Origin of the sequence: Pseudomonas sp. GM80, from assembly GCF_000282515.1 — a bacterium.
Classification (GTDB): domain Bacteria; phylum Pseudomonadota; class Gammaproteobacteria; order Pseudomonadales; family Pseudomonadaceae; genus Aquipseudomonas.
In genome coordinates, this window is record NZ_AKJD01000067.1 from 12,826 (window position 1) to 30,964 (window position 18,139).

General features: G+C 60.0%; 15 protein-coding genes and 1 pseudogene. 8 read left to right on the forward strand and 8 right to left on the reverse strand.

Annotation, left to right across the window (positions count from 1 at the left end):
- Window positions 1-6: 6 nt before the first annotated feature.
- Window positions 7-1,059 (reverse strand): erythrose-4-phosphate dehydrogenase, encoded by a 1,053-nt coding sequence (gene epd, locus PMI37_RS11895; RefSeq protein ID WP_008081035.1) that lies wholly within the window; start codon window positions 1,057-1,059, stop codon window positions 7-9.
- A gap of 161 nt (window positions 1,060-1,220) precedes the next feature.
- Entirely contained in the window at window positions 1,221-3,218 is a 1,998-nt protein-coding gene (gene tkt / locus PMI37_RS11900) for a transketolase (protein ID WP_008081036.1), read from the reverse strand.
- A gap of 270 nt (window positions 3,219-3,488) precedes the next feature.
- Here tkt and PMI37_RS11905 point away from each other — a divergent pair, with 270 nt between their 5' ends.
- From PMI37_RS11905 to PMI37_RS11920, 4 genes and pseudogenes are all read left to right on the forward strand, one after another.
- Window positions 3,489-4,484 carry an ArsR/SmtB family transcription factor gene (locus PMI37_RS11905; RefSeq protein WP_008081038.1) on the forward strand — a complete coding sequence of 332 codons (996 nt, stop codon included), beginning with the start codon at window positions 3,489-3,491 and terminating at the stop codon, window positions 4,482-4,484.
- An 18-nt stretch (window positions 4,485-4,502) separates the two neighbouring features.
- Window positions 4,503-5,693, forward strand: a complete 1,191-nt coding sequence (metK, locus tag PMI37_RS11910) for a methionine adenosyltransferase (RefSeq protein WP_008081040.1) — start codon at window positions 4,503-4,505, stop codon at window positions 5,691-5,693.
- Between the two features lie 236 nt (window positions 5,694-5,929).
- A pseudogene (gene ligB, locus PMI37_RS11915) lies at window positions 5,930-7,597 on the forward strand (NAD-dependent DNA ligase LigB).
- Between the two features lie 97 nt (window positions 7,598-7,694).
- Window positions 7,695-8,090, forward strand: coding sequence for a DUF1090 domain-containing protein (locus tag PMI37_RS11920; protein WP_008081047.1), 396 nt, complete (start codon window positions 7,695-7,697; stop codon window positions 8,088-8,090).
- Between the two features lie 167 nt (window positions 8,091-8,257).
- Here the strand turns inward: PMI37_RS11920 and PMI37_RS11925 are convergent, their stop codons facing one another.
- Entirely contained in the window at window positions 8,258-8,707 is a 450-nt protein-coding gene (locus PMI37_RS11925; RefSeq protein ID WP_008081049.1) for a c-type cytochrome, read from the reverse strand.
- Window positions 8,708-8,834: 127 nt separating this feature from the next.
- Between PMI37_RS11925 and mltA the strand changes: the two genes are divergently transcribed.
- Complete coding sequence (mltA, locus tag PMI37_RS11930) at window positions 8,835-10,019, forward strand: murein transglycosylase A (RefSeq protein ID WP_008081051.1); 1,185 nt, start codon at window positions 8,835-8,837, stop codon at window positions 10,017-10,019.
- Between the two features lie 139 nt (window positions 10,020-10,158).
- Here the strand turns inward: mltA and PMI37_RS11935 are convergent, their stop codons facing one another.
- Both PMI37_RS11935 and PMI37_RS11940 read right to left on the reverse strand, forming a co-directional pair.
- The gene (locus PMI37_RS11935) at window positions 10,159-10,542 is read right to left on the reverse strand and encodes an MAPEG family protein (RefSeq protein ID WP_008081053.1); all 384 of its coding nucleotides are present in this window, start codon (window positions 10,540-10,542) and stop codon (window positions 10,159-10,161) included.
- A 39-nt stretch (window positions 10,543-10,581) separates the two neighbouring features.
- Entirely contained in the window at window positions 10,582-11,415 is an 834-nt protein-coding gene (locus PMI37_RS11940) for an EamA family transporter (protein WP_008081055.1), read from the reverse strand.
- Window positions 11,416-11,729: 314 nt separating this feature from the next.
- Between PMI37_RS11940 and PMI37_RS11945 the strand changes: the two genes are divergently transcribed.
- The gene (locus PMI37_RS11945) at window positions 11,730-12,899 is read left to right on the forward strand and encodes an MFS transporter (RefSeq protein ID WP_008081056.1); all 1,170 of its coding nucleotides are present in this window, start codon (window positions 11,730-11,732) and stop codon (window positions 12,897-12,899) included.
- Between the two features lie 261 nt (window positions 12,900-13,160).
- Entirely contained in the window at window positions 13,161-14,423 is a 1,263-nt protein-coding gene (locus PMI37_RS11950) for a cation:proton antiporter (RefSeq protein ID WP_008081058.1), read from the forward strand.
- 83 nt (window positions 14,424-14,506) lie between these two features.
- Here PMI37_RS11950 and PMI37_RS11955 read toward each other — a convergent pair whose 3' ends face one another.
- Both PMI37_RS11955 and PMI37_RS11960 read right to left on the reverse strand, forming a co-directional pair.
- Window positions 14,507-15,790, reverse strand: a complete 1,284-nt coding sequence (locus tag PMI37_RS11955; RefSeq protein WP_008081059.1) for an amidase — start codon at window positions 15,788-15,790, stop codon at window positions 14,507-14,509.
- Complete coding sequence (locus tag PMI37_RS11960; RefSeq protein ID WP_008081060.1) at window positions 15,777-16,193, reverse strand: VOC family protein; 417 nt, start codon at window positions 16,191-16,193, stop codon at window positions 15,777-15,779. The genes PMI37_RS11955 and PMI37_RS11960 overlap by 14 nt, the downstream gene beginning before the upstream one ends.
- A gap of 112 nt (window positions 16,194-16,305) precedes the next feature.
- Here PMI37_RS11960 and PMI37_RS11965 point away from each other — a divergent pair, with 112 nt between their 5' ends.
- Entirely contained in the window at window positions 16,306-17,202 is an 897-nt protein-coding gene (locus PMI37_RS11965) for a LysR family transcriptional regulator (protein WP_008081061.1), read from the forward strand.
- On the opposite strand, the gene PMI37_RS11970 is transcribed toward PMI37_RS11965, so the two are convergent.
- Window positions 17,178-18,059 (reverse strand): formate/nitrite transporter family protein, encoded by an 882-nt coding sequence (locus tag PMI37_RS11970; protein WP_008081062.1) that lies wholly within the window; start codon window positions 18,057-18,059, stop codon window positions 17,178-17,180. The two genes, PMI37_RS11965 and PMI37_RS11970, sit on opposite strands and share 25 nt — an antisense overlap.
- Window positions 18,060-18,139 lie beyond the last annotated feature (80 nt).

An 18,139-nucleotide genomic window follows, 5' to 3' on the forward strand; every position in this document is an offset into this window, starting at 1 on the left:
CACTTCCTACGGTTTTTTTGAAATGGCTGTTTGCAGATAGTGTTCTGCAACGTCCAGCATTCGGTTGGCAAAACCCCATTCGTTGTCGAACCAGGCCAGGATGTTCACCAGTTTTGGGCCGGAAACACGGGTCTGACTGGCATCGACGATGGCCGAATGTGGGTCATGGTTGAAATCACAGCTGGCGTGCGGCAACTCGGTATACGCCAGCAGGCCTTTGAGCGGGCCAGTGGTGGCGGCCTCGCGCAGGATCCGGTTGACCTCATTGGCGTCGGTCGCGGTGGCGGTCTGCATCGTGATGTCGAGGCAGGACACGTTGACCGTCGGCACGCGTACGGCTTTGGCTTGAATTCGCCCGGCAAGTTCCGGCAGCAGACGCTCGATCCCGCGCGCCAGACCAGTGGACACCGGGATCACCGACTGGAATGCCGAACGGGTACGGCGCAGGTCTTCGTGGTGATAGGCGTCGATCACCGGCTGATCGTTCATCGCCGAGTGAATCGTGGTGATCGACACGTAATCGAGGCCGATGGCCTTGTCGAGCAGACGCAACAGCGGCACACCGCAGTTGGTGGTGCAGGAGGCGTTGGACACCAGCAACTCGTCGCCAGTCAGGCAATCCTGATTGACGCCGTAAACGATGGTGGCGTCGACATCCGCTTCGCTGGCCATCGGCTGCGAGAACAGCACGCGCGGCGCACCAGCGTCGAGAAAGCGCTGGCCGTCTTCACGGGTGTTGTAGGCACCGGAGCATTCCAGCACCAGATCGACGCCCAGCGACGCCCAATCGATGCCTTCAGGGGTAGCACTGCGCAGAACCTTCACGCAGTCGCCATTAATATGCAGACAATCGCCTTCTACTCGCACTTTTCCGGGAAAACGGCCGTGGGTGGAGTCGAAGCGTGTCAGGTATTCGATGCTGGCCATGTCCGCCAGATCGTTGATCGCGACAATTTCAAACCCGGCTTTCTCGCCTCGCTCAAACAACGCACGCAAGACGCAACGACCAATCCGGCCGTAGCCGTTGAGTGCAACTTTGTAAGGACGCGGTTGAGGCATGGGGTTCTCGATAGTATTCGCTACAACACAACCCCCATGTAGGAGCTGCCGGAGGCTGCGATCTTTTGATCCTGTTTTTTCAAGATCAAGATCAAAAGATCGCAGCCTCCGGCAGCTCCTACAGGGGAATGCGGTGGCTGGGGCCACCGCATTCGTACTGCTTAGTCTTCCAGCAGTTCTTCAGCCTGACCCAGGATGTTTTCCAGGGTGAAGCCGAACTCTTCGAACAGTGCCGAAGCCGGAGCCGATTCGCCGTAAGTGGTCATGCCGATCACACGACCTTCCAGACCCACGTACTTGAACCAGAAGTCAGCGTGCGCCGCTTCGATCGCGATACGCGCGCCAACCTGCAACGGCAGCACGTCCTGCTTGTAGCCCGCGTCCTGAGCGTCGAACACGCTGGTGCACGGCATCGAAACAACGCGCACTTTGCGGCCCTGTTCGGTCAGCTTGTCATAAGCCTGAACCGCCAGACCGACTTCCGAACCGGTCGAAATCAGGATCAGTTCAGGCTCGCCTGCGCAGTCCTTCAGTACATAACCGCCACGGCTGATGTCGGCGATCTGGCCGGCATCGCGTTCCTGGTGTTGCAGGTTCTGACGCGAGAAGATCAGCGCCGAAGGGCCGTCCTTGCGTTCCAGAGCGTTTTTCCAGGCCACGGCCGATTCAACGGCATCGGCTGGACGCCAGGTGTCGAGGTTTGGCGTGGTGCGCAGGCTGGTAAGTTGCTCGATCGGCTGGTGCGTCGGGCCGTCTTCGCCCAGACCGATGGAGTCGTGGGTATAGACGTGGATGACTTGCTTCTTCATCAGCGCGGACATGCGCACGGCGTTGCGGGCGTATTCCATGAACATCAGGAAGGTCGCGCCGTAAGGCACCAGACCGCCGTGCAGGGTTACGCCGTTCATGATCGCGGTCATGCCGAATTCGCGCACGCCGTAGTACATGTAGTTGCCGCTGGCATCTTCAGCGCTGACGCCTTTGCAACCTTTCCACAGGGTCAGGTTGGAACCGGCGAGGTCAGCCGAACCGCCAAGCAGTTCCGGCAACAGCGGGCCGAAGGCGTTCAGGGTGTTCTGGCTGGCTTTACGGCTGGCGATGGTTTCGCCTTTGGCCGCGACTTCAGCGATGTAGGCCGAGGCTTTTTCGGAGAAGTCAGCTGGCAGCTCACCGCTCAGACGACGGATCAGCTCGTTGGCTTCGGTCGGGAACGCGGCGGAGTAAGCAGCGAAACGCTGATCCCACTCGGCTTCGGCCGCGCGACCTTTTTCCTTGGCATCCCACTCGGCATAGATGTCGGCCGGGATTTCGAACGGACCGTAATTCCAGTTCAGCGCCTGGCGGGTCAGGGCGATTTCCGCGTCACCCAGTGGGGCGCCGTGGCAGTCTTCTTTGCCCTGCTTGTTCGGCGAGCCGAAACCGATGGTGGTCTTGCAGCAGATCAGGGTCGGCAGCGGGCTCTTGCGCGCGGTCTCGATGGCTGTCTTGATCTCTTCCGGATCGTGACCGTCAACGTTGCGGATCACCTGCCAGTTGTAGGCTTCGAAACGCTTCGGGGTGTCATCGGTGAACCAGCCTTCGACTTCGCCGTCGATGGAGATGCCGTTGTCATCGTAGAACGCGATCAGCTTGCCCAGACCCAGAGTGCCGGCCAGGGAAGCGACTTCGTGGGAAATGCCTTCCATCATGCAGCCATCACCCAGGAACACATAGGTGTGGTGGTCGACGATGTCGTGGCCAGGGCGGTTGAACTGCGCGCCCAGGACTTTCTCTGCCAGGGCGAAACCGACGGCGTTGGCCAGACCCTGACCCAGCGGGCCGGTGGTGGTTTCAACGCCCGGGGTGTAACCGAACTCCGGGTGGCCCGGGGTGCGGCTGTGCAGTTGACGGAACTGCTTGAGGTCGTCGATCGACAGGTCGTAACCGGTCAGGTGCAGCAGCGAGTAGATCAACATCGAGCCGTGGCCGTTGGACAGCACGAAGCGGTCACGGTCGGCGAACGATGGATTGCTCGGGTTGTGCTTGAGGTAGTCGCGCCAAAGCACTTCGGCGATATCTGCCATACCCATAGGGGCACCGGGATGGCCGCTGTTGGCTTTTTGCACGGCATCCATGCTGAGGGCACGAATGGCGTTGGCACGCTCACGACGGCTAGGCATCGCTGATCTCCTGGGTTCTGGTAAGTCGAAACGGAAAAAAGGAGGGCATTTTCCCTCACCGGAGCGCCTCGGGGCAATGACAGATAGTCATCGGGGGGCGTTTTTCCAATGGATAGCGGCGCTTTCTGTTGGTGAAACCTTTCCGCTACTCGTTTGTAGAGTTAATCGGTGAGTGAGAAGTGCAATAAAAAGCGCCATTGATCGAGCAATATCAAAACTTTTTGATATTGCTCTTGCGATGAATTCCCCCCATCACTAGACTGCGGCCCTATGAATTTACGCGTGCCTTCCATTCGCCATGACGATTGCGACGAGCTGGCGGCCCTGTGCAAGGCCGGCGGCGATCCGTTGCGGCTGAATGTATTGCGCGCGCTGGCCAACGATTCGTTTGGTGTACTGGAGCTGGCGCAGATTTTCGGCATCGGTCAGTCCGGCATGAGTCATCACCTTAAAGTGTTGGCGCAGGCCGATCTGGTGGCGACACGCCGCGAAGGCAACGCGATCTTTTATCGCCGTGCCCTGCCCCACACCGATCTGTTGGGCGGCAAGTTGCACGCGGCATTGTTAGAAGAAGTCGACAATCTGGATCTACCTGACGACGTGCAAGCGCGCATCGAGCAGGTTCACGGCCAACGCGCCGCCGCCAGCCAGGACTTTTTCGCCCGGGTCGCGGAGAAATTTCGCGCCCAGCAGGATTTGATCGCAGGCCTGCCGCAGTACCGCGACAGCGTGCTGGCCCTGCTCGACAAACTGAACTTCAATGGCGCTGCCACGGCCATTGAAGTCGGCCCCGGCGATGGTGCTTTTCTGCCGGAACTGGCGCGTCGTTTCGGCACCGTAACCGCGCTGGACAACAGCCCGGCGATGCTCGAACTGGCGCGTCAGGTATGTGAACGTGAACAGCTGGCTAACGTCAGCCTGCAACTGGCCGATGCATTGAACGGCACAAGCCTTCAGGCCGATTGCGTGGTGTTGAACATGGTGTTGCACCATTTCGCCGCGCCGGCCGATGCGCTCAAGCACATGGCCGACCTGCTGCAACCGGGCGGTAGTCTGCTCGTGACAGAGTTATGTAGCCACAACCAGAGTTGGGCCAGGGAGGCCTGCGGTGATCTGTGGTTGGGGTTTGAACAGGACGATTTGGCCCGTTGGGCCACCGCTGCGGGACTCGTTCCCGGGGAAAGCCTCTATGTGGGCTTACGTAATGGTTTCCAGATCCAGGTTCGCCACTTTCAGCGACCGACTGGCGACACTCACCATCGGTAAATTCAGGAAAACATCGAGATGAGCGAATACTCCCTCTTCACCTCCGAGTCCGTGTCCGAAGGGCATCCGGACAAAATCGCCGACCAGATTTCCGATGCGGTGCTGGACGCCATCATTACCCAGGACAAACACGCACGCGTTGCCGTGGAAACTCTGGTCAAGACTGGCGTGGCCATCGTTGCCGGTGAAGTGACCACCAGCGCCTGGGTCGATCTGGAAGAGATCGTGCGTAACGTGATTCTCGACATCGGCTACAACAGCTCCGACGTCGGCTTCGACGGCGCGACCTGCGGCGTGATGAACATCATCGGCAAGCAGTCCCCAGACATCAACCAGGGTGTTGACCGTGCCAAGCCTGAAGATCAGGGCGCCGGCGACCAAGGCCTGATGTTCGGCTACGCCAGCAACGAAACCGACGTTTTGATGCCAGCACCGATCACCTTCTCGCACCAGTTGGTGCAACGCCAGGCCGAAGCCCGTAAATCGGGTCTGCTGCCTTGGCTGCGTCCAGACGCCAAGTCGCAAGTGACTTGCCGTTACGAAGGCGGCAAGGTTGTCGGTATCGACGCGGTTGTTCTGTCGACCCAGCACAACCCTGAAGTGTCGTACAAAGACCTGCGCGAAGGCGTAATGGAGCTGATCGTCAAGCACGTACTGCCTGCCGAACTGCTGAGCAAAGACACCCAGTTCCACATCAACCCGACCGGCCAGTTCATCATTGGCGGCCCGGTAGGTGACTGCGGTCTGACCGGTCGCAAGATCATCGTCGACAGCTACGGCGGCATGGCCCGTCACGGCGGCGGCGCGTTCTCCGGTAAAGATCCATCGAAGGTTGACCGTTCGGCTGCCTACGCTGGCCGTTACGTTGCCAAGAACATCGTCGCTGCCGGCCTGGCCGAGCGTTGCGAGATTCAGGTTTCTTACGCGATCGGCGTGGCTCAGCCTACTTCGATCTCGCTGAACACCTTCGGCACCGGCAAGATCAGCGATGACAAGATCGTCAAACTGGTCCGTGAAGTGTTCGACCTGCGCCCATACGCAATCACCACCATGCTTGATCTGCTGCACCCGATGTACCAGGAAACTGCAGCGTACGGCCACTTCGGTCGCACGCCAGAGACCAAGACTGTTGGCGAAGACACCTTCACCACGTTCACCTGGGAAAAAACCGACCGCGCCGACGCCCTGCGCGCTGCTGCTGGTCTGTAATATTTCCCCGGCGGTACCCAAAAGCCCCGCACGGTTCGCGCCGTGCGGGGCTTTTTTATGCCTTGAAGATCAAAAGATCGCAGCCTCCGGCAGCTCCGACCCTGATCAATGTAGGAGCTGCCGAAGGCTGCGATCTTTTGATCTTCCGACGTTGAAACAACCCGATAAACACCCGTCCGACCTCGCTCAGAATCCTGACTAACCTTCAAAAACCTCCATGAGCAAGGACGCTCACGATGCATTGGTTTTTGTTTGTTTTGCTGCACCTCCTATGCCTGACTGGCTACGCGTCTCAATGCCCGGACTGGACACCCACCCAAGCCCAGCGCGAAATCACCGTCCTGCAAAACCAGATCAACCAATGGGACGACGCCTACCACCGCGAAGGCCGCTCACTGATTGCCGATGAACTCTACGACCAGTCCCTTGCGCAACTGAACGAATGGCGAGCGTGTTTCAAACTGTCCTCGCCAACCGATCCTTTGCGTACAGCTTCAGGCTCAATCGCGCACCCCATCGCCCACACCGGTCTGGATAAAATCCACAAAGCCGAGGCCGTAGAAACCTAGCTACGCGAGCGCAAGGATGTCTGGATACAACCCAAAGTCGATGGCGTCGCGGTGACGTTGATTTATCGCGAGGGCGTTTTGCAGCAGGCAATCAGTCGCGGGGATGGGGTTAGTGGTCAGGACTGGACGTCGTCGGCGCGCAACATCAAAGCCATCCCGCAACGCCTCACACAACCGTTGGATCTGCTCGTGCAGGGCGAGCTCTACTGGCAGCTGAACGAGCACGTGCAAGCCCGATCCGGGAGTGTTAACGCTCGCGCCACCGTCGCCGGCCTGATGGCACGCAAAAACCTGGAGGCCGAACAAGCCGCCGGAATTGGACTGTTTGTCTGGGACTGGCCCCAAGGCTCAGCGCAATTACCCGAGCGAATCGCCACGCTGACAAAACTGGGTTTCGCCACAATTGAACCCTACAGCCATCCCGTCACCGACTTTGCTGCCGCACGGAAATGGCGCGATCACTGGTATCGCTCGCCCCTGCCCTTCGCCACGGACGGCGTGGTGTTGCGTCAGCGTCAGCGTCCACCTGCCGAGCGCTGGCAAGCGCATGCACCTTATTGGGCAATTGCCTGGAAATATCCGTTTGCCCAGGCGCTGGCTGAAGTCCGCAGGGTCAACTTCAAAGTCGGTCGAACCGGGCGCATCACGCCAGTACTCGAGCTCAAATCCGTCACGCTCGATGACCGTGAGATCAAACGGGTCAGCGCCGGTTCCTTCAAGCGCTGGCAAGAGCTGGATATTCGCCCCGGTGATCAAGTGGCAATCAGCCTCGCCGGCCTGACCATTCCACGGCTCGACAGCGTGGTGCTGCGCGCCACCGCACGCACAGACCTCAACATCCCCCACGCCGACGACTTTCACGCCCTGAGTTGCTGGCAACCCACGCCTGGCTGCGAAAGTCAGTTTCTCGCCCGTTTGACCTGGCTCAGTGGCAAGCAAGGGCTGGCCATGCAACATGTCGGTCGTGGCACCTGGGAGAAACTTTTGGAAACAGGCCGCCTGAACAACCTGCTGGATTGGCTGACCCTCGACGCCCAAGAGCTTGCTAACATTGCCGGCTTCGGCGAACGCAGCAGCGTGCGCCTGACGCACAGTTTCCACAGCGCCCGACAACAGCCGTTTGCACGATGGCTAAAAGCATTGGGCTTGCCGCCGACCGGTCAGGCACAACTGACTGACTCATGGCAGGCGCTGGCACAACGTGACACCGAACAATGGCAAGCAGAAGCCGGTATCGGCCCCGGTCGTGCGGCGCAATTGAGCGCATTCTTTCGCGACCCGCAGGTGCTAGCCTTGAGCGAAACCTTACAGGCCGCCGGAATCGACGGTTTCTGAACACGTAATCCCGGCCCGCCGGGAACCCAACGGTCGCCGAGGCGCTCCAACAGCGCAGTGCCTACCCGACCCGAACGCCTTTGCACATGGAGCTTTTATGAAATTTCTCGCACCGCTGGCCATGCTGACCTTCTGCGGCATGCTTGCCGCCCCAGTCATGGCCGAAGAAGACGGCCCGGGCCTGACCGGCTGCGCCGCCAAGAAGCAGGGCATCATCAACCAGATCGAACAGGCCAAATCGCGCGGCAATGCCGATCAGCAGGCTGGCCTGGAAAAAGCCTTGAGCGAAGTGACCGAACACTGCACCGACGCCGGCCTGAAGAAAGAGCGCGAAAACAAAGTGCTTGAGGCCAAACACGAAGTGAGCCAGCGCCAGGCGGATCTGGACAAGGCGATGAAGAAAGGCGATCCGGAAAAGATCAACAAACGCAAAGACAAACTCGCCGAGTCGCGTAAAGAACTGCAGGACGCGCTGGACGAAATCGACAAGTAATTGATGCCCTTGTGGCGAGGGGATTTATCCCCGATGGGCTGCGAAGCGGCCCCAAGTCCATTCAACTCAGCTGTAACAGGCATACCTGGTTGAATGGATTTGCGACGGCTACGCCGCCGATCGGGGATAAATCCCCTCGCCACAGGGTTACTCAGCAGTCTTGAAGATCAATGATCGCGAAACTGTTTATGGCAAGCGCTGCAGGCATCTTCAACTTTCTGCACCGCAGGCCCGAGGTTGCTGGCCTTGTACGGCTGAACCTGGCTGGCGATCACCAATTCACCGGTGGCTGTTTCCAGTTGGCGGGCCATGTCCTGAAACTGTGCCTGTTTCTGCCAGACATCGTCCTTGGCGCTGGTGTGATCTTCTTCGCGAACCTGCGGGAAATGCTTCCAAGGTTCATGGGACAACGCGTCGAGTTTCACCGCACCTTCGGCGAACTTCGGCCCGTCGAACGGAATGCGACCACGCAACATGCCGCCGAGGTCTTCAGCGGTCTTGAGCATCTGTTTGAAAATGGCCTTGCGCTGGCCCAGCGGAGAATTCGGATCGACACCGCCACAGGCGGACAAGGTCAGACAGGCCAGCAATACAACAGCAATTCTTTTAAGAGTCATGGTGGCTTCAGGTCACGGAATCGGCGGCCAGTATCCTCGCGTCACCGACAAACACCAATAGCCCTATTAAAATTGAGGGTTGTCTGAACGCATGGAGCATTCGGGCGACCGGCACAGGAATCACTCCATGAACAGCCGTTCCCCGGCCTGGCGTCACCCGCTGATCCCGACCCTTGCGCTGCTGGCAATGCTTGCCGGCTGCACCGGTGGCGACAACGCCAAGCCGAAAACCCACGCCCTGGCCACTTACTCCAGCGCTAGCTGGGAAGCACTGCCGGCGGTGTCCGACAGCGATCTGGTCGCCGGTTTCGGTTCGTGGCGCAGCGCCTGCACCCGACTCAAGGCTGATGCGGTATGGGGCACCACCTGCGCAGCCGCCGCCAATGTGCCGCAGAGCGCCACGGAGATTCGTGCGTTCCTCAAACAGAATCTCGACGTTTACGGCCTGCGCGCCGAAAACGACAACCCCAACGGCTTGATTACCGGCTATTACGAGCCGGTCTACCCCGGCAGCCTGACCCCCACCGCGGTGGCCAATGTGCCGGTATATGGCGTTCCCGAAGACATGATCATTGTCTCGCTCGACAGCATTTATCCGGAACTGAAAGGCAAGCGCCTGCGCGGACGTCTTGAAGGCCGCGTGCTCAAGCCTTACGACGATGCCGCGACCATTGAATCGAAAGGCATCAAAGCCCCCGTGGTTGCCTATCTGACCGATCCGATGAACCTGCAATTTCTGCAGATTCAGGGTTCCGGGCGGATTCAGACCGAGGACGGCAAACAGCTGCGCATCGCCTACGCCGATCAGAACGGCCATCCGTACCGGCCGATCGGCCGCTGGCTGGTCGAGCAAGGCGAGTTGAAGAAAGAAGACGTGACCATGAGCGCGATCAGCAACTGGGCCAAGGCCAACCCGGCGCGCATCCCGGAGTTGCTCGGCAGCAACCCCAGTTATGTGTTCTTCACCCGCAACCCGGACAGCAACGAAGGCCCGCGCGGTTCGCTGAACGTGCCGCTGACTGCCGGCTACAGCGCAGCGGTGGATCGCAAAGTGATTCCGTTGGGCAGTCTGTTGTGGCTGTCGACCACACGCCCGGACGGCACGGCACTGGTGCGCCCGGTGGCGGCGCAGGATACCGGCGGCGCGATTGCCGGCGAAGTGCGTGCGGATCTGTTCTGGGGCACGGGTGACGCGGCCGGACAACTGGCCGGGGACATGAAACAGCAAGGGCAGATCTGGATGCTCTGGCCAAAAGGCGCGGCGCTGCCGCAAGTGCCGCAGGTGGCTGATACACCCAAGGACAAATCCTGAGATGTTTGTTGCCTGATCAATCGCCATCGCGGGCAAGCCCGCTCCCACAGTAATTGATGGTGACCACACATTTTGTGTACACCAAAAAAACCTGTGGGAGCGGGCTTGCCCGCGATGAGGCCATCAGCAACACTGATAATCAAACAGACACAAAGAAGAACGAAGCAATCAACCCCATCCCCACAAACCACACCAGCGAACGCAGGATCGCCCAGTCCGCCAGGTAGCAAATGATGTACAGCAGGCGACTGGTGATAAACAGCACTGCCAGCACATTCACCGTCACCAGCTCCGCCGTGCCCACCAGGTGCGCGACAATTACCGCCGCAGCAAACGCCGGCGTCACTTCAAAGCTGTTCATCTGCGCCGCATGCGCGCGTCTTGCGACACCGTTGAGGCTTTCGAGAAAGTCGCGCGGATCGTGGTTGTCACTCAGGCGGTAGCCGCCCACGGCCTTGGCCACCCCTGTGCAGATATACGGCAGGAAAATCGCGATCAACACACACCACAGAGCCACCGTCATAACGCCGTCCTTCTTTCGAGTTTTAGAATTCGCGAGCGGTCAGAACTTCATCACCAGCATGCCGATCAGCACCAACCCACAGGCTAAGAGCCGTGGCCGGCCAAAAGGTTCTTTGAGGTAGCGCATGCCGAACAGCACCACCAGGATCACGCTGATCTCGCGCAACGCTGCCGCCTCCGCAATCGAGCCCAACTGCATCGCCCATAGCACCAGAGCGTAGCTGGCCAATACGCAGAAGCCCACCGCCAAGCCCAGCTTCCATTGCTCACGCCAGAACTGCATGAACGCCGGACGCTTGGCGACCCATGCCAGCAGCGGAAACGGCCAGGCACTGAGCAACGTGACCCAGACCAGATAATCCAGCGGATGCGACCAGCGCCGCAGCGCCTGGCCATCGATGTAGGTGTAGCAACCGATGCACAGGCCGATCAGCACCACCACCGGCAGCATCGACCACGGCAAGTGTTTGCCACCGCCGCCCTGCCACAGCAGGCACGCCATGCCGAACGGGATCAGCATGATCCCGAAGATCTGCTGCGTGGTGAGCACTTCACCGGCGAAGATCAAGGTCAGCGCCAGCACCACCAGCGGCGACAGCCCACGCATCAGTGGATAAACCAGCCCCAGATCGCCGACCCGATAGGCCTGGATCAGCAGATAGCGGTAGAGCAATTCAAACGCCGCTGAAGCCAGAATCCATGGCCAGATTTCCATCGGCGGCAAGCTCACAAATGGAAACGCAATGGCCACAACCAGCAGCGCCACGGTGTCCATGCACGCCACCACCAAAAGCCGTTCGGCACTGAACTTGATCAACGTATTCCACGTCGCATGCAACAGCGCCGCCATCAATACCAAACCCGTCGCCAGCACCCTTCACCCCTTATTTTTATCAGTCCCCGTGTAGGAGCTGCCGCAGGCTGCGATCTTTTGATTCTGATTTTCAACAACAAGATCAAAAGATCGCAGCCTTCGGCAGCTCCTACAGTGAAAATCGATAATTCGAATAGTCAGATTATTGATTCGCGATGTGTCAGCAGCTGTTTATACTGCAAGCGACCACGCCGCACTCAGTTGCGCACAGAAAAATTCCAATAATTCCTGCCTGCACCGCCTCTCTTCGAGATCGGTCGTCGGCCTGCGTATGCCTGATCAACGCGTCAAGACTAACGACAGAGACCTTGCGCATGCCACTCGCCTTGCTTGCACTCGCTGTTGCCGCGTTCGGCATCGGCACCACTGAATTCGTCATCATGGGCCTGCTGCCCGACGTTGCCCGCGACCTCGCCGTGAGCATTCCGCATGCCGGCCTGCTGATCACCGGTTACGCGCTGGGCGTGGTATTCGGCGCGCCGATCCTGGCGATCGGCACGGCCAACATGCCACGCAAAGCGACATTGCTGGGGATGACGCTGATGTTCATCCTCGGCAACATCCTCTGCGCCCTCGCGCCCAACTACGCAACGCTGATGGCCGCGCGGGTGGTCACGGCGCTGTGCCATGGCGCATTTTTCGGCATCGGTTCGGTGGTCGCCGCCGGGCTAGTGGCGCCGAACAAACGCGCTCAGGCGATTGCGATGATGTTCACCGGGCTGACCCTGGCCAACGTGCTCGGCGTGCCATTGGGCACAGCGCTCGGCCAGTACGCAGGCTGGCGTTCGACCTTCTGGGCGGTGTCGGTTATCGGTGTCATCGCTGCCCTCGCACAATGGTTGTGGCTGCCGAAACACATCCCCATGGACAAGGCCAACCTCGCCAGCGAATTCAAAGTGCTGGGCAAGGTCAATGTGCTGCTGGCGTTGGGCATGAGTGTGCTGGCCTCGACCAGTCTGTTCAGCGTGTTCACTTATATCGCGCCGATCCTGCAGGACATCACTGGCGTCAGCCCGCACGGTGTGACCGTGATGTTGCTGCTGTTCGGTGTCGGTTTGACCGGCGGCAGCATGCTCGGCGGACGTTTGGCCGATAGCCGTTTGTTGCCTTCGCTGGTCGGTGTGGCCCTGGCAGTGGTGGTGATTCTGGCGGCGTTCAGCCAGACCAGCCGCTCGGTGGTGCCAGCAGCGATCACCCTGGTGCTGTGGGGGATTTTTGCCTTTGCGCTGTGCCCGATCCTGCAACTGCTGATCATCGATCAGGCCCATGAAGCACCGAATCTGGGCTCGACGCTGAACCAGAGTGCTTTCAACCTCGGCAACGCGGCGGGTGCATGGATCGGCGGGTTGGTGGTTGCCAGCGGCGCAGATCTGGCCGACTTGCCTTGGACGGGTGCCGCGGTCGGTGTGTTGACGGTACTGACGGCGTTGTTCTTCATCTACCTGCAACGGCGCAGCGCGACTGCGGTCAATGTGTCCGGCTGAAGAACTCGAGATCACCGGACGCAGCCTATCGCTGGCGAGGGGATTTAGCGAAACATCGCACCGCTCCATTCGGCGACGCAGTCGTCGTAATCCCGGCGATCCGGTCGGTGGTGACTGTTTTGGGGCTGCTTCGCAGCCCAGCGGGGATAAATCCCCTCGCCACAGGAGACATCATGTGTCCTCGACCTGTGCGAACCCATCCAACCCTTGCACCGAAGAATCGGTGCGCTGTCTTTCCACCCCTCATCCAAAGGACCCCGGATGCTTGAACTCGTCGCCGCTTTCATCTGTTTGACCACCCTCCTCACCTTCGTCAACTTCCGCTTCATCGGCCTGCCGCCGACCATCGGCGTGATGGTTACCGCGTTGATGTTTTCCCTGCTGCTGCAAGGCCTCAGCGTGCTCGGCTACCCCGGCCTCGAAGAACGCGTGCAGCAACTGATCGGCCAGATCGACTTCGGCGATCTGCTGATGAACTGGATGCTGTCGTTCCTGCTGTTCGCCGGCGCCTTGCACGTGAACCTCAACGACTTGCGCAGCTACCGCTGGCCCATCGGCCTGTTGGCGACCTTCGGTGTCTTGATCGCCACGGCGGTGATCGGCAGCCTCGCCTATTACATCTTTGCCCTGTTCGGCTGGCACGTGAGCTTCCTGTACTGCCTGTTGTTCGGCGCACTGATTTCGCCGACTGACCCGATCGCGGTGCTCGGCGTACTGCGAACCGCCAACGCCTCGAAACCGCTGAAAACCACCATCGTTGGCGAATCGCTGTTCAACGACGGTACCGCGGTGGTGGTGTTCACCGTGTTGCTGGGCATCGCCCAACTTGGCGAAACCCCGACCGTTGGTGCCACCGCCCTGCTGTTCGCGCACGAAGCCATTGGCGGCGTCGTGTTCGGCGGGCTGATCGGTTATCTGGTCTACCTGATGATCAAGAGCATCGAGCAGCACCAGATCGAAGTGATGCTGACCCTCGCGCTGGTGATCGGCGGTTCGGCAATGGCCAGCGAACTGCACGTTTCGGCACCGATCGCGATGGTGGTAGCCGGTCTGATCATCGGTAACCTGGGGCGCAACCTGGCGATGAACGACATGACCCGCAAATACCTCGACGGTTTTTGGGAGTTGCTCGATGACATGCTCAACGCGCTGCTGTTTGCGCTGATCGGCCTGGAGCTGTTGCTGCTGCCGTTCAACTGGTTGCACTTGGCGGCGGCAGGTTTGTTGGCGGTGGCGATTCTATTGTCGCGCCTGCTCACCGTGGCCCCGGCGATTGTCCTGCTGCGCCGTTGGCGCACGGTGCCGCGCGGCACCATCCGCGTGTTGACGTGGGGTGGTTTGCGCGGTGGCGTCTCGGTGGCGCTGGCACTGTCGCTGCCGCTGGGCACCGAACGTGACTTGTTGCTGAGCATCACCTACATCGTCGTGCTGTCGTCGATTCTGGTGCAGGGCCTGACCATTGGCCGGGTTGTCCGTGGGGTGACTACTCCACAAGGCGCCAGCGCTGCCGATGCTGCGCACTGACACTTGACCGGGCTCCGTCGCAGCGCATCTGCGCTGCGACGGAGTACACGCAACACCCTCCCCGCCCGATACGATCTCTTCCGTTAGCCGGACGCTCTCAGCACCGCATCCACCTGCTCGGCCGCGTGCAAAAGAATGCTGTCGTCTCGAAAACCGCCAATCATTTGCAGACCTGCAGGCAACGCCCCGGCATTGCGCACGAGCGGAATGTTGATCTGAGGCAAACCGAACGCCATCCAGAATTTGCTGAAATCCGAAGGCCCGGTCGCGCCAAGGCCCAACGGGGCGACGATGCCGCAGCTCGCCCCCAGCATGGCGTCAAACGGTTTGAATATCGGTGCCAGCACAGCGGCCAATGCTGCCAGACGCTTCTTTGCCGCAGATTCCTGCTCCCACGTCGTCAGGCGGGCGCGTTCGATCATCGCCAACACTTCATCGCTGAGTAGCTCAGGCTGCGCTTGCAGTTCCTTGGCCAGTGACCGGGCACCCTCGCAATCGTTGATCAACAAATGGTCATCGAATACCGTCGCAAACTCCTCCGGCAACTCCACCTCGCGCACCTGATGGCCCGCCCGGCGCAGATCTTCAACGGCAGCGTCCAGCGATCTGGCGATGTCCTCGTCGACCTGATCCCAGCGCGCGGTGCGACAGAAGCCGAACGTGCACAACTGCCGCTCATGAGCACTCGCCGGCAACCCAGGGATCAAGACCTGAGCCATCAAGTGCAGATCACGCACCGAGCGGCCATACCAACCCACCGTGTCGAAGCTCGGCGCCAGCGGTTTTACCCCCTCCAGAGAAACCAGCCCATAGGTCGGTTTGAACGCATACAGTCCGCAATACGAGGCCGGTTTGATCAACGATCCAGCGGTCTGCGTGCCCAAGGCGATCGGAAAAAAACCGGCCGCCATCCCCGCTGCCGAGCCGGCACTGGAGCTTCCCGGCGTCCGCTCGAAATCATGCGGATTACGCGTCGGCCCGGTGTGCATGTACGCGAATTCGGTGGTGTGGGTCTTGCCCATGATCACCGCGCCGGCCTGACGCAACAGCGCGACGACATGCGCATCACGCGAAGGACAGTTGCCTGCATAGATCGGCGAGTAAAAACCCGTGGGATGATCGGCGGTGTCGAAGATGTCCTTGATCCCCACCGGCACACCGGCAAGGAGGCCATTGGTATTGCGGTTTTTAATCTGGCGAGCCTGGCGGCGTACCTGATCCGGGTCGACCGCAACGAAGGCTTGTACGCTGTGCTCCTGGGCTTCGACACAATCGAGAAAATGCTCGGCGACCGATTCTGCGCTCACCATGTCCGAACGCACCATGTGCGAAATGGCAGTGGCGTCAGCCTGATTAAAATTGTGCATAGATACCCTGCAGATCAGTGAAGCCCTTTATCTCGATCGGGTTTCCGGCAGGGTCCAGAAAAAACATGGTCGCCTGCTCACCGGGCTCGCCGGCAAAACGAAGGCTGGGTGGCAGAACAAATTCCATTTGGGCTTCGATCAAGCGGTCTTTCAAGACGTGCCAGTCCGACATTTCGAGGATCACGCCAAGGTGCGGCATCGGCACGTTGTGCTCACCGACTTTGCCGGTGTTACTCACCGCAAAGGGCTCGCCCAGATGCAACGACAATTGATGCCCGAAAAAATTGAAATCGACCCAGGTGGCGGTGCTGCGCCCTTCTTCGCATCCCAATAAATCCCCGTAGAACTGGCGGGTAACCTGCAAATCGCGGACGTGCATCGCGAGATGAAAAATCGATTGCATAGAGAACTCCTGACGATCGCCGGACGAAAGAAACAGCTCAACAGTTGAAGACTGTGCGGTTTGCATCAAAAGAGATAGCCTGTAATTCTTTCCGCCATCAAAAGCATTTCTTATGGACTCGCGCTATTTAAGAAGCCTGATCACCGTCGTCGAATGTGGCTCGATCGCCCATGCCGCACGCGTCGAAGGCTTGACGGCCGCAGCGATCAGCCAGCGCATTCTCGCCCTCGAACGGCAACTCGGCTTTGAGCTGTTATCCCGCGTCGGCCACGCCGCCAAGCCGAGTCAGGCCTGCCTCGACTTACTGCCCAGGGCCAGACGCATCGTGCGCGAAGTGGCGTTATTGGCGGGAGATGCGGACCTTGCAGGGCTGACGGGACCGTTGCGCATCGGCGCGATTTCCACGGTTCTGACCGGGCTGTTGCCGGGAGCACTGCGCGCACTGACCGAGTTGGCGCCAGGGCTGACGCCAGTGATCGTGCCGGGAACATCGCGGTCGTTGTATCAAGCACTTCTTTCGCGAGAAGTGGATGCGGCGATCCTCGTGGTGCCGCCGTTCGAGTTGCCCAAAGCGCTGCAAGCGGTGTCCCTGCGCAAGGAGCCGCTGGTGTTTCTGTCGAAGGAAGTGTCCGCGCAGAGCATTCCCGCACAACTGATGAACCAGCCCTACATCCGTTACGACCCTGACGCATGGGGCGGACGGCACGCCGAGCACTATCTGGCGGAGCATGGACTGACGCCGACGCCGCTGGTCGATCTCGACGCGCTGGAAACCATTGCCATGCTGGTGACGGGCGGCATGGGCGTGAGCCTCGTGCCCTATTGGTCCGGTTTTGAGCAATGGGCTCAGCAATGTGCGGTAAGCCCGCTTGGCACTGACCGCTACGACCGCGAGATCGCGCTGATCAGCCCCGCCCAGACCGATCGGCCGAACATGATCAGCGCCTTGTGCAAGGCGCTTTCAACCGCCGCCCCTGAGCGCAATCAATCTTTCTTCGACTCGCCTTGATCGTCTTCAGGGCCATCGACTTTCGCCGAGCCGCTCTCGCTGCGGATCTGCGCGTGGCTGATCAGGGCGAAGATAAAGCTGCCGCCGATGATATTGCCCGCCAGCGTAGGGCCGGCGAAGACCATCCAGAAATCACTCCACGGCAACTCGCCGGCAAACACCAGGTACGACACTTCGGCCGAACCGACGACGATGTGGGTGAAATCGCCGAGCGCCATGAGGTAGGTGATGAGGATGATGATCCACATCTTCGCGCTCTCCATGGACGGGATCATCCAGACCATGGTGGCAATCATCCAGCCGGAAACGATGCCTTTGGCGAACATCTGGCTGGCGTGGTTTTCCATGACCTTGCGGCCGATTTCGAGGAAGGCGTGGTCAGTCTTGGTGTCGAAGATCGGCAGTTCGAGCATCACGTACGCCACCAGAATCGTGCCGCAGAGGTTGCCGACCAGCACCACCGTCCACAGGCGGATCAGCCGGCCGAAGTTGCGAATCGTCGGTTTGGTCATCACCGGCAGCACGGCCGTCAGGGTGTTTTCGGTGAACAGTTGCTGGCGGGCGAGGATCACCGCGAGGAAGCCTGCGCAGTAGCCGAAACTGGCGATCACCTTGAATTCGTCGCCCTCGGGCAGGCGTGAATTGAGCAAGCCCATGCCCATCAGCGACAGGCCCATGGTCAGCCCGGCGGCGAGCGCCGACCACCAGAGTGCGGCAATGCTGCGCTCCAGTTCCTGATCGCCTTGGGTGCGAATGATTTCATGCAGGACGGCCGCACGGGGCGGCTGGTTTTTCTCGACTTCGTGCTGCTCTTTGGCCGAGAGGTCGGGGGTTTTGCCGTCGGTGGGCGTGGTCATGGCGTGGGAACCGTGGGGGGTGGTGTTTAGCTACGACCCTTGCGGCTTGTAATACGTTCTGTGAGCGCCACGCAAATCCT

Excerpts from the sequence above, each read along its gene's own strand:
- mltA (WP_008081051.1), top strand. The coding sequence starts at position 8,835 with ATGAACAGCCGTTCCCCGGCCTGGCGTCACCCGCTGATCCCGACCCTT.
- metK (WP_008081040.1), top strand. The coding sequence starts at position 4,503 with ATGAGCGAATACTCCCTCTTCACCTCCGAGTCCGTGTCCGAAGGGCAT.
- PMI37_RS11970 (WP_008081062.1), bottom strand. The coding sequence starts at position 18,059 with ATGACCACGCCCACCGACGGCAAAACCCCCGACCTCTCGGCCAAAGAG.
- PMI37_RS11905 (WP_008081038.1), top strand. The coding sequence starts at position 3,489 with ATGAATTTACGCGTGCCTTCCATTCGCCATGACGATTGCGACGAGCTG.
- PMI37_RS11965 (WP_008081061.1), top strand. The coding sequence starts at position 16,306 with ATGGACTCGCGCTATTTAAGAAGCCTGATCACCGTCGTCGAATGTGGC.
- tkt (WP_008081036.1), bottom strand. The coding sequence starts at position 3,218 with ATGCCTAGCCGTCGTGAGCGTGCCAACGCCATTCGTGCCCTCAGCATG.
- PMI37_RS11955 (WP_008081059.1), bottom strand. The coding sequence starts at position 15,790 with ATGCACAATTTTAATCAGGCTGACGCCACTGCCATTTCGCACATGGTG.
- epd (WP_008081035.1), bottom strand. The coding sequence starts at position 1,059 with ATGCCTCAACCGCGTCCTTACAAAGTTGCACTCAACGGCTACGGCCGG.
- PMI37_RS11945 (WP_008081056.1), top strand. The coding sequence starts at position 11,730 with ATGCCACTCGCCTTGCTTGCACTCGCTGTTGCCGCGTTCGGCATCGGC.
- PMI37_RS11935 (WP_008081053.1), bottom strand. The coding sequence starts at position 10,542 with ATGACGGTGGCTCTGTGGTGTGTGTTGATCGCGATTTTCCTGCCGTAT.
- PMI37_RS11960 (WP_008081060.1), bottom strand. The coding sequence starts at position 16,193 with ATGCAATCGATTTTTCATCTCGCGATGCACGTCCGCGATTTGCAGGTT.
- PMI37_RS11920 (WP_008081047.1), top strand. The coding sequence starts at position 7,695 with ATGAAATTTCTCGCACCGCTGGCCATGCTGACCTTCTGCGGCATGCTT.
- PMI37_RS11950 (WP_008081058.1), top strand. The coding sequence starts at position 13,161 with ATGCTTGAACTCGTCGCCGCTTTCATCTGTTTGACCACCCTCCTCACC.
- PMI37_RS11925 (WP_008081049.1), bottom strand. The coding sequence starts at position 8,707 with ATGACTCTTAAAAGAATTGCTGTTGTATTGCTGGCCTGTCTGACCTTG.